Below are 11,107 nucleotides of genomic sequence, written 5' to 3'. Positions count from 1 at the left end.
ACAGGATTAAAACGAACAAGGCTCCCTTCTAGGGAGCCCCACTTTAAAGCCACCTCTTCAAGAGGTGGATTTTTACTATCGACAATGTAAAATTTTAGGGGAAACACGGGGATGAGGTTCCCGTAGGGATACCTCGCACCGTGGTAGCCCCATGTATCTCGATCTCACCTCGATAGTATTATCATCTCGTTTTCCCTCCGCATTCTTGCCGTCATTCTGTGATTGTCGCCCAACGGGGGAAGATGCTATTTTCAGGCATTCATTCACTGCTGGAACACTCTCATGATGACGTACCGCGATGCCTGGTTCGAACTGGCGCTGTTAACCAATGGCCGCAGTTTTCCACGGCATACGCACGACGAATTCGTCATTAGCGCCAATCTCAGCGGATTGGAAACGGTCTGGCTGGATGGAGAGACCTTTGTTGCCACCAACGATATGGTGACGACCTACAATCCCAATCAGCTACAAGGCAGCGACAACGAATTTGACCGCTGGCAGTGCGCATCCTTGTACGTTCACCCACTGGCATTCGAACATTATTTCCACCAAACCTTTCGGTTCTCACGGGGCTGGAATCCGTCAGCGCAGTTGGCGTCCGAGTTAAAACAGCTAGTCACCTCTGATTTGGACGACAGCACGCGTCAGGAGCGCATTATCCTGCTGCTCGCGGGGTTGATGGAAAATCAGCATCATGTGCCGTCTCAAGGGCAAGTCAAAGAAGCAGAGCGGATCACGCGGATCAAAGACGGGTTGCTGAACGATCTTAGTGATGTCCCCACGCTCGACCAGCTCGCGCAGCAGGAAAATCTGTCAGTCGCACATCTGGTGCGCTCGTTTAATCAGGCGGTTGGGCTGCCGCCGCTGGCGTGGCTGATGCAGCGACGCATGTGTAAAGCACGGGAACTTCTGCGGCAGGGCGCTGCGATTAGTCAGGTTGCGGGCGATGTCGGGTTTGCCGATCAGGCGCATTTCACTAAGGCTTTCAACCGTTATAACGCTATGACGCCGGGGCAGTTCCGCCGTATCAATTTTTGACAATACAGCGTTTCCCTTCGGCTCTACACTCGCCTTATTGCTTAACGCTCGAAGGGAATACCATGCTGTTAGTTGTCTTCACGGGGATGCTGCTATCCCTGTCACTTTGTCTCGATCTGGGAATGGTCAATACCGCGATTATTAACCGTGGGCTGCGGCACGGTGCGCGCTCGGCGTTTTATATCGGGCTGGGTTCCTGTTTCGGCGATCTGTTTTATGCCACGCTGTCGGTGCTGGGTCTGGCGGTGGTGTTTAACCTGACGCCCGTCCGCTGGGTGTTATGGATTGGCGGCGGGCTGATTCTGATCTGGATGACGTTCAGCATGGCGCGTGCGGCATGGCGTGACTATCAGGTTAAACGCTTCGCCGACCTGTCTGCGACAGCGAATGCGGCGGATGTTACTGCGTCACCTGCCCGATATACCGAGTTTTTCAGCGGCGTCGGCATGGCGCTTGCGTCACCGACGGCGCTGCTGTGGTTCGCTGCGATTGGCGGCACGATTATCGCGCAGTCTACGGATGGTTCAGCCTTCATGATTAGCCTGTTTCTTCTAGGCTTTTTCGTTGGCGGCGTGCTGTGGACGTTCTTCCTGGCCGCACTGGTGAAGTACGGTCAGCGTCTGCTGAAAGAACGGATCTCATTCTATTGCAGCCTGATTTCCGCGCTGCTATTTGCCTACTTTGCCTGGCACGTCATTTCCAATGGCTATGAGACGCTGTTTCTACCGCTCTCCACAGCCGCATAACCGGCTAAAACATCAGCACTTTGCCGGGTTTTTTACTTGCTCGGCAACGGCATAGCGCTATAATGCCAGTCGCTTCTGCGTGCGAGTGTAGTTCAATGGTAGAACGGCAGCTTCCCAAGCTGCATACGAGGGTTCGATTCCCTTCACTCGCTCCATGACCTTCTTAAAGTATTCTAACTCACTGAATCCTAAGGGATACGGCTTAACGCCTCCTTACAGAGTTACTTCCTGTAACCTACTGTGTAACCCTATCAGGGCATACAGACTATGATTCAGCATCAAGTAGCAAACAAGCTACGTCCAGCTTCAACCATCACAACTACTTTTCTTTCAGTTACGACTTACCTTTATCAGCGTAACGGTGTCTACTATTTCCGTATGAAAACAAAAAGACGTAAAGATGTCTGGACGTCTAAAACTAATGAAGATAAGATGACCTCAGTCTCATTACGAACCAAGGATAGACGTACCGCTATGGCTCACTCTCGACACATCAAGGCAGCACTTAAAGCAGTCCATGCGGATAAGCCTGATGCTTCCTATGAGGAAATGAGGGAGCACCTGAGGGATATCGCTGAGTGGGAATTGTCTTTAGGGCGCTCAGACCTCTTTGAGCCGGACATGAGGGATATCTATCGTGACCAGTACGGGGAAGTGGGCGATGGCCTTATCGATGCTTTAGCAAGTGAGCCACTGACCGTTGACCAGCACCGATACATCAATGAAGCGCTGAAGGTACTAAAGGCTTGCATGAAGCGCATCGAAGCGGGAGACAGTCAACCACTGATAGATTATGTCGATGGTTTTAATGATATTGATCGGTCAAATGCTCAAGCCTCTGTGTCCCTATCTGTTAGTGCGCCTGAGGGGCCTCATTCTCCCCAAGTGAAACCCGAAGTAACCGCCGTTAGTGTTGCGTCCCTCTTTGAGCAATACGAAACGGAGAACGCCCAGAACTGGAAGCCAGCAACCTTAAGGGAAAACACATCGGCACACGCTACGTTAATCGAAATCTTTGACTACATGGGTCTCAACGATAACGCTAACGCGATAACACGCGCTGATATACTCAAGGTTCGTGATGTTCTTCAGCGATTGCCAAAGCACCGTAAGCAGCGTTACAAGGATACGCCATTAGCAGACCTATTGAATCGTGAGGCTAAGGCTGACTGTCTGGATGTGGTAACAATCAACAATAGATATCTGATTAAACTATCAGCCGTCTTCAAGTGGGCTGTGAGAAATGACTTGCTGGTCAAGAATCTAGCTGAAGGGCTGGAGCTGAAAGTGCCCCAACGTAAAGCCTCAGATGCGCGTAATGCCTTTAGTCCTGAGCAGGTAAGGAAACTACTGGTTGCCGCTAAGGCCTACTCACAGAAGACCTTAGGCAAGCCCTATCACTATTATGTCACTTTGCTAGCTGCTATCACTGGAGCAAGGCTCAACGAAGTAGCTCAACTACAAGTTAAAGATATCAGGACCACAGATAGCGGGACCGTTTATATCCACATCAATGAAGATGACAGTAGCTTAGCTGGTAAGAGCATCAAAAATGCCCACAGTGACCGCTGTGTGCCTCTTGTAGACGGTGCTTATGGTTTTGTATTAGCTGACTTTATGGCGCTTGTAGAGGCTCGTAAAGAGACTGAAGGTGATGAGGCTATGGTATTCGATGGCCTCCGCTTAATGAAGAACGGCTACGGTGAGCAGGTGAGCAAATGGTTTAACCGAACGTTGTTACCTAAGGTTCTAGCTGACCGTGACGGCTTGGCGTTTCACTCGTTTAGGCATACCGTTGCGACCCAGTTAAAACAGCATGGTGTCGAGTTGGCGTATGCTCAGGCGATTATGGGGCATAGTTCAGGGTCTATTACTTATGACCGCTACGCTAAAGAGGTTGAGGTGGATAGGCTGATTGGTGTGATGGCTGAAGTTCTAACCGAGAGACCTTTGAGCTAATCACAATCAGACCTAAAGGAAACACCATGTCAAACACCATTAAAGTAACCAAAATGAATTTCGCTGGGCTGCAACTGGACGTAATCACTGGGCACCCTGAATATGAGTTGCTCTTTGTGGCTACTCAGGTAGTGATAGCCTTAGGGTATGCCAACCCTAAGAGCACCTTAACCAACTCCTGTGTGCGCTTTAAAGACCACATCGTAACGCATAGTGGGGTACAAAAATTTAGTACCTCTGTATGTCTTAAGGGTTCTGATGGGAGAACCTTACGCCAAGATGCTAGAATGCTCACAGAGCCTCAGTTGTATCAATTACTTATGCGTAGCTATACCCCACAAGGCGAACCCTTCCGTAAGTGGGTCACTGAGGAAGTCTTACCGTCCATCCGAAAGACTGGAAGTTACAACGTTGAAACCAGCAAGACACCTGAGGGCATTCAGTTTGCCTCTGAGTTCGCGGCAGTCAACGCAGAGCTGAAGGCTATATTCCAGAGTATGCCTGAAGGACCACGTAAGGGTATCGAAGCTCAAGACAGAAAGGCTCTTCAGAATAACCAAGATGCATGATCGCTACACGTTCGGCGACGTTTGTCTAACCACTCACTATTGGGAGAGACAGCCTGATGTCGAAGCAATTAACTATCACTATTGGGAGACAGATAGAAAACGTTATGCCCACAATCCATTAGCTCCCGAGAGACCACTTTCGGATTCCATCAACCGTAGCCATTCATGCGACCTGAGAGAATCGCACAGACAAACGAGAAGACGCCCAGTGATACATCTGGTTAATGTCCTATCGTCTGGAATGGTGAATAACCCCTTTTGTGTAATGACGCTATAAATTAGCTTAAGCGACCATTATCACAGGAGAGGTTAACTTAAAGATTACTTAGAGAAGACTCTAATGTTTATTATTCTTCTTCGAAGAAGAGAATTAATAACTTTAAGAGTAAAGCTCTAAGTAGAAATATTAAGTAAAGCTTTAAGTATCCCCTCCTTGATTCCAATAACTGGTCATCAATGGTCTCCTCAGCAATAACGACTCACTATTAGAGAGAGCCTGCCAGCCTATCCTTAAGATAAGCCTAGAGATATCAGACATGGTCACCACCATCACCATGTACGATATGCAAATTTGCACCTCGCTCTAGTCGCTCTTTAATTGAGCTATTTTCAAATTGAAAACGTTAACTGGTCTCCTCAGCAATTAACTATCACTATTGGGAGAACAACCTCCCATCAATCAGAAAGTACATCACCGAGCCTTCACACGGCTAACCTCAAACCAGTCTTTATGAATGCCCTTGTGCCGCTGTCAGTTCCCTTTGTGTGGGGTCTGGTTGGCTGACCGTGGGTGTGACATAAGGGCATTACATAAGGAGCACACACAATTATGAATACATTACTACCAATCATTATCAATGGTCATTCGTTCACATGCGATGAAAATCAAATGTGGAATCTGAACGAGATTTATAGAACTCTGGACCTGCCGGACAGTAAGCGCCCCTCAGAGTGGAACAACCAAGTCCGCACACAACTTGACCGCTCCGGAAATTTCCGGACCGTGAATGGTGATGGCGGTGGTACATGGGCTACGGAGAAAGGGACTATTGCTTATGCTATGTGGGTCTCGACTGATTTCTATTCATTGGTCATTGATGCTTTCGTGTTCATGCGTAATGACGCAATCATGCGGGAACGTATCGCTATACTACAGGCTGACGAAGCTAACGCTGAGTTATCTATAGCAGCCCCTAAAGCTGACATATTTGATGGACGATTGGAGCGTGGTGGCTCAGTCCCGTGGTCATGGGCCTGCAAGTCATTAGGCCTCGCCCCTCAGATACTCAAAGAGGGCCTATTAGGCAGCGGGAAGTTCATTAAGGTCCGCAACCGTGATGACGGTATCGAGACAATCAAGCCGCCTAAAGTAGCGTTCAGCGATGGCTATTTTGTCGCAAAAGAGGTCATGGGTAAGAGTCAGTGGCAAGTCACAGCGCGTGGATATGCTTGGATGCAGGCACATGCTCAACGCTGGCGTGGATTAATTGAGGAGCGATCTAAAGCCAAAGCTAAAGAATATCGCCAGAAGCGCAAGGCCCTGTAACCATGACCACTCAACACCATCACAACGCCCAGATTGACCCTAGGACGCCTGGAGGTCGCCAAGCACTGCGCCTAATGACCATCAAAACGTCAGCCCTTGTGAGCAAACTTGGTCTACCGCCAAAGCACGACCGAGCAGATTATTACTCGAAGGGTGCGCTATGTCTCATGGCTGCGCGCGCCGGATTGTCCCCGAAGGATTTCTTCTAGCTTCTTCTGGTTCCAATTATTAATTAAACCTCTTTTGAACTGACCGATGCGGGGAGACACCGTAGGCCTCATTGCGCCTATGGTCGACCGATAAGTTCACTCACTCAATTCAAAGGAGAACAAATTATGTCTATCGCATACCGTAAACTTGATATCACCCTATCTACTGACAAGGAAACCGTACTGGTATTCGGTCAGGTGTTATCTACCAAATATTTCTGTGAAATTGTCATCCCGACCATGCTTAACGGTTGCGGTAATGATGAAGGTAAGACCAACTCAATCCTTAATGATGTTCATGCCGCTGGTCTGAATGCTGGTGATTACCTCAAGTATTCCCGTTGGTGGACTGAGAGCAACGCTCAGGCTCGTCAAGAAGCTGAACGCAAGCGTATTGAAGCTGAACAACACCGTGAGCGAATCGCTGCCATGCTTGCGACACCTGCCGAGATTGCCGCTGAGAGAGCGGAGAAAGAACGCAGACGTGAAGAAGCACAACGTAAGTTCGGAAATAAAGGTGCCGCTTTCGGGCTGTGATTTAGCCACCAGTAAGAGCCTACAGAGTCTCCTTAAGTGGGGCCTGTAGCTCACCCAGCATTCATTTATTCATGACTATTTTAGGAGGAACTACCTTATGAACACTCACAACAGCAACAACCAAATTAAACGTACCGATACGACCCAGCCTAAAGTTAAAACCGTGGATGACCTCAAGACCCATATGGTTGATGCCAATGGTCAGAAGGTCCCTAATTCCGTATGGGGAACCGATGCCAGCCGCTCAGAAGTAGTCAGCATGTCTGATAGCACTGGAGGCATTCTTAATGTTGGCTATACGGACCGCTCAGGACGCCCCCAGCCATTCGGTAATGATGTTCATGACTACATCCAAGCGCTAGAGGCTTCCCTTGAGGCCACCTTTAACGATGGTGATTTCGCTGATGCGATGCAACAACACATCTTCCCGTCTGAGTTCCGACCATTTGCTTCCCTGCCTACACCGCTTAACGTGCAGCTTTTGGAGGACCGTACCGTTACCTTCAATCCTAATGGCAAGCTTGACCGTTCTAATCTGCCTACAGCGAAAGCTATTGCTGGGTCTGCGGTGATGGTCGCCCCTGTCTTACACGGTGATGACAATACACAAACAGGTATCCTGTGCTCCACTGCTACCCACGTATCAGATTTCGATATGATGGGCGGCTGGACTGATGGCTCACTGCGTCAAACCGTTGCAAACATGCAGCTTCAATTCTGCCGTATCATGGCTGGCAATGTCGCTAAGGTCCTTTCTAAGACCCCCGACCTCGTCACCTTTGAATGCGAGGCATTGAGTTCTAAACCTAAAGACGCCGCTGAGGACCTTTTAGACTATCTGGCTATCAACCTTCCGGTTCACCTAGGGGCTACTCTTGATGCGTATGCGTTGATGGTCCCTGAGAAACTGGAAGCCGTCTTAGAGCGTGCAGCCCAACGCGCAGGCCATGAAGACGCGAGTGAGTTATTCGGCTGTACTATCATGGGCTATTTAGGTGAAGACACTGGCGTCTATTTGCTGCCTAAAGGGTTCGCTATGTTGTCCTTCCGGTCTACCAAGGAGGGCGATACCGTTAAGGTTATCGTGACCCGTGACCCTAATCGTGCAGGCTATGACGTAGAGCTGATTACAGTAATCGACGTTATGGCAACGGGTTCAGTCAAAGTGAAGCAAGGTGAGTTCAACGTAGAGGCGACCGCTGAGTTTCCAGTAGTCCACCGTCTGACATTCAAGAGCGCTTAACGCTTAGTCTGTAGTCCACTATGTCAAACCTAATGCTCATCTATCTGGCCCCCTTTGGTGTACTACACCGTGAAAGGGAGGGTCTAAGAAATTGTCACAAAAATCTGAGGCACTATCTGATATGTCTACGGCCAGCGGTTTCCCCCGTCTGGTCTGTAGGTTCCATCAATGCACTGATTTTAGATGGCTCTAACCGTGAGCGGCTAGCCGTTAGGGGGTAACTATGAGTTCTATTCTCTTTCGAGGAATCTAACAGAAGTGTTGACCGGAGATCATTCAATGTGTAACCATGACTGTAACCTCAAGGATTCATCATCCTTTAAGAAACAAATGGTTAGCAGTGATTGTCTTCGATGCTTCGATTCCCTTCACTCGCTCCAAGCTCTCTTCTCTCAATGTCGACTCAAGTCCATTAAATCCAACAATCACAATGCTTCGCGCTACTTCTCAGTCGTTGAGGGAAATAACTCGTCTATGACTGGACATCGACCCACTGTGGATATTCAGGCAATGGGAGTAATGCCAGTGTTAGAAAAATTGGATGAACATAGTTCCACCTGGAAATGTCGCAACACTTTGAAAATGTAAAGTTTATTTCTAATAATTTGTTTATATTTTACAAAATATCTTATAAATTATAGGAGAGAATTTTATTTAAAGGATTAGCGCTGATTTTTTAAGTGCCAGGTAAGTTTAATACTAATAATTTTAAACAAGGAGAGGTGTTGCATGAGTCTTTTATCTAAAATAATGACACAAATTAAGGGCTTACTTCATGATTCCGTAGATAAGGCATCTGATGACGGCCGTACTGCACGCCAGCTTATTCGTGATGTCGGTGAGAATGAAGAAAAAATCAAAGGGGCTTTAGTCGAAGCCAGATCTCAAGCGATTATTGCTAAACAGAAAGTCGAAGATAAGCAATCTGCAATTGCTCTGTCGAAAAAACGAGCGGCAAAGGCTGTTGAGTTGGATAAGGAAGATTTGGCAAGAACTATTCTTTTTGAAAAAAGACAGCAGGAAAGTGATTTGGTCGTGCTTCAAAACCAACAAGCTAAATTTGATAATATTGTTGTTACATTAACTTCACGATTTAATGACATTCAGAAAAAACGCTCTGAAATGGAAAGAAAAGCAGATAGTATCGACTTGCGTTCTAAAGTTGCTGCGGCAACTGAAGAAGCCACAAAATTACTTGATGTAGGTAATTTCTCTTCTTATGACAGCGCTTCTAAAGTATTTGACCGTTTAGAAGATAATATTGCAAAAAGAGAGGCAAGATCGCAGGCTCATGGTGAGTTTATTGATGCAGAGAAAGATAAGCAAGACGAGTTGGCTTCTCTTGATAGACATGGTCTTGATGAGTCAATTGAAGATGAGTTAGCGGCATTACGTGCTATGAATAAAAAGCAAGAATAAAATAATAATCATCTTCGAAGATATAGGAATATACCTTCCGTTTTTTCCAGTAAGAGATAAGAGATTATATGAAAAGTGTCAGTTACTCTATTATTAAAAGTCTTCTTTTTTCGGTAGCTATTCTTTTTTTTATGGGGGTGATAAGTGGAACTGATTTTTTACCACAAAAAGCCATTGCTGCTCAAAATCAAGAGGTGCCTAAACCAAGTGAAATAAAAGCAGCTGTTAATAGTGGTAATTGGATATTAGCGCATACTCTTATTAAAAAAGTAGTGATAGCTCATCCAGATAAACCTCAGTCTTGGTATATGAAGTCTCAGATTGAAGAGCGATTAATTCCAAGTGGAAAAGCTACACCACAAGACGCGTTAGCTTCTTTAAATAAGGCGATGGAGTTAGATCCTACTTATTCTTTTGGCACTTCTTATGAGAATGTAACAATACTGCATGACAGATTAACGACGAAGGTTAATGTTTCCGAAGGTAAACTTCAAGTATTTACTCCAGATAACGACCCTATTCTTAACAAGAGTAAGGTTATTACACCATCAGAAATAGAACCTTTAGCGCCTCAAGAGATAAATAAATTAAATGATAATAAGAAATTAGAAACTATTATTTCAGCCTCAGAAGCGGTCGAAGAAACTGAAGGCGATTCTTCAAATATTACTGAGTATCTTGTTGTTATCTTTATCGCTCTTTTTCTCTGTTATTGTGTCTATCTCTCATTTAAAGAAGAGAAGGGTATATTTAATAGAGCGAAAGAAAAAGAATCAAATAGAATTAAATCATTGAGCTTGGCTACACAATTAGATGATATGTTATCTAAAGATATTTCATATATCGAACTGGATTTTCCTCGTGAGTTCGATAGTGAAAGCATTATTATTAAGTATAAAGAGAGAAAACAAGAGCTTGTTTCTATAATGGAAGCGCTTTTGGATAAAGGGCGGAAAAGCATTTCAGACGAAATTATTAAATTAGAAGAGTTATCAGACTGTCATGTTACTGAGCGAAATGTTATAAGGCAGGCTGTTGAAAAAACTAAAATCCATATGAATGGTGTTGAAAGAAAACACGGTAAAGAGCTATTTGAAAAAATAGAAAAAACGTGTTTGAAATTTTTATGTGATAGGCTTGAAAAGATTGATGGTGTTATTAATGAATCACCAGGTAACTATAGTTCCACGTTGAGGGTTTCATTAAAAAATGTTTCTCATTCCTTTGTCGAAATTCAAAAGGATAATAATGAAATTTGGATGAGAGCAACTGATGTTAATGTTTATTATGATAATGTGGTTTCTGAAAAAATTGTTGATAAATTAAAGGCCATAATTATGGGTTTTTATTTCTTTGAGGGGCTTTTTGAGAAAGAAAAGAAAATCTATCGAGATAAAATGGAAGCCCAGCGTAGAGCTTTAATTGAAGAGGACTTGCGGATCAACAGAGAACTGGAAGCGAGTGCAGCATATAAGAGAGAACAAGAAATTCGTGAGCAAGAAAGAGTGATGGAAGCTGAGAATCGTCGTAATAATCCACCAAGGACGGTATATCACAGTCATTCACGTAATAATGGTGGAGGCTTTCTTTCAGGGTTTATCGCAGGTAGTATTTCGAATAGTGGTAATAATAAGTCTAATAACGGAAATTCTACTAATAGCGGTTATAATAGTTCTAATAAAAATAGTGGTAGCAATAATCGTTCATCATCTGATTCTATCTTTGATTTTGGAAAGAGCGAGAGTGGAAAGAGTAATAGTGGATTTGATTTCGGTAAAAGCAGTGGAAATAGTAGTGGTTTTGATTTTGGTAGTAACAAAAATGATGATAAATGGTAAATT

At 45.3% G+C, this 11,107-nt stretch carries 9 protein-coding genes and 1 tRNA gene; all 10 read left to right on the top strand.

Annotated features, from left to right (window positions below; translation table 11 throughout):
* Positions 1–282: 282 nt before the first annotated feature.
* The 10 genes from NXT09_RS13725 to NXT09_RS13680 all read left to right on the top strand — a co-directional run bounded on the left by NXT09_RS13725 (position 283) and on the right by NXT09_RS13680 (position 11,104).
* On the top strand, positions 283–1,038 hold the full coding sequence (locus tag NXT09_RS13725; RefSeq protein WP_268580035.1) for an AraC family transcriptional regulator: 756 nt from the start codon (positions 283–285) through the stop codon (positions 1,036–1,038).
* Positions 1,039–1,100: 62 nt separating this feature from the next.
* Positions 1,101–1,784, top strand: a complete 684-nt coding sequence (locus tag NXT09_RS13720) for a LysE family translocator (protein ID WP_268580034.1) — start codon at positions 1,101–1,103, stop codon at positions 1,782–1,784.
* Positions 1,785–1,865: 81 nt separating this feature from the next.
* A tRNA-Gly gene (locus tag NXT09_RS13715) sits at positions 1,866–1,939 on the top strand.
* A 112-nt stretch (positions 1,940–2,051) separates the two neighbouring features.
* On the top strand, positions 2,052–3,743 hold the full coding sequence (locus NXT09_RS13710; protein WP_268580033.1) for a site-specific integrase: 1,692 nt from the start codon (positions 2,052–2,054) through the stop codon (positions 3,741–3,743).
* A gap of 26 nt (positions 3,744–3,769) precedes the next feature.
* The gene (locus tag NXT09_RS13705) at positions 3,770–4,312 is read left to right on the top strand and encodes a BRO-N domain-containing protein (RefSeq protein WP_268580032.1); all 543 of its coding nucleotides are present in this window, start codon (positions 3,770–3,772) and stop codon (positions 4,310–4,312) included.
* Between the two features lie 829 nt (positions 4,313–5,141).
* Positions 5,142–5,858 (top strand): KilA-N domain-containing protein, encoded by a 717-nt coding sequence (locus NXT09_RS13700; RefSeq protein ID WP_268580031.1) that lies wholly within the window; start codon positions 5,142–5,144, stop codon positions 5,856–5,858.
* Positions 5,859–6,193: 335 nt separating this feature from the next.
* Positions 6,194–6,604 carry a DUF6971 family protein gene (locus NXT09_RS13695; protein ID WP_268580030.1) on the top strand — a complete coding sequence of 137 codons (411 nt, stop codon included), beginning with the start codon at positions 6,194–6,196 and terminating at the stop codon, positions 6,602–6,604.
* 97 nt (positions 6,605–6,701) lie between these two features.
* Positions 6,702–7,847 (top strand): hypothetical protein, encoded by a 1,146-nt coding sequence (locus NXT09_RS13690; protein WP_268580029.1) that lies wholly within the window; start codon positions 6,702–6,704, stop codon positions 7,845–7,847.
* A gap of 729 nt (positions 7,848–8,576) precedes the next feature.
* Positions 8,577–9,266: a PspA/IM30 family protein gene (locus tag NXT09_RS13685; RefSeq protein WP_268580028.1), complete on the top strand. Its 690-nt coding sequence runs from the start codon at positions 8,577–8,579 to the stop codon at positions 9,264–9,266.
* A gap of 68 nt (positions 9,267–9,334) precedes the next feature.
* Complete coding sequence (locus tag NXT09_RS13680; protein WP_268580027.1) at positions 9,335–11,104, top strand: hypothetical protein; 1,770 nt, start codon at positions 9,335–9,337, stop codon at positions 11,102–11,104.
* The last annotated feature ends 3 nt before the right edge of the window (positions 11,105–11,107 follow it).

The sequence above is a fragment of the Pectobacterium jejuense genome (genome assembly GCF_026800125.1).
Taxonomy (GTDB): domain Bacteria; phylum Pseudomonadota; class Gammaproteobacteria; order Enterobacterales; family Enterobacteriaceae; genus Pectobacterium; species Pectobacterium jejuense.
Note: the sequence above shows the minus strand (reverse complement) of the source record. Positions and strands in the feature narration are given on the sequence as shown.